The organism is Chryseobacterium mucoviscidosis (genome assembly GCF_002177115.1).
Classification (GTDB): Bacteria; Bacteroidota; Bacteroidia; order Flavobacteriales; family Weeksellaceae; genus Chryseobacterium; species Chryseobacterium mucoviscidosis.
The window spans coordinates 1-247 of sequence record NZ_MVAG01000197.1 but is presented as its reverse complement, the minus strand read 5'-3'; the positions used below and the strand labels follow the sequence as shown (position 1 = coordinate 247).

Below are 247 nucleotides of genomic sequence, written 5' to 3'. Positions count from 1 at the left end.
CACGAGCGTAGTCGGCTGGGTTTGCATGGATAATAAGTTGGTCTTGGTACAAAGTGGCTGTGCCACCCCCGCCACGATTTAGTTCATCTTGGGCAATACGAACGATGTCGGGGTTGCCGTAGGTGTGTATGACATAAATGTCGGCGTGGGCAACACAAGCAAGCAAAGCAAATAAAGCAGTGATGAGCTTTATCATTTAAGACCTAGCACATCTTGCATATCATACAGACCGTTTGGCTTATCAGTC

The 247-nt window shown here is 47.4% G+C and carries 1 protein-coding gene; it reads right to left on the bottom strand.

What is annotated here, in order from left to right; translation table 11 throughout:
- Positions 1-196 (bottom strand): hypothetical protein (locus B0E34_RS21670; RefSeq protein ID WP_228423122.1); only part of this gene is annotated, 196 nt, incomplete at its 3' end.
- Between the last annotated feature and the right edge of the window lie 51 nt (positions 197-247).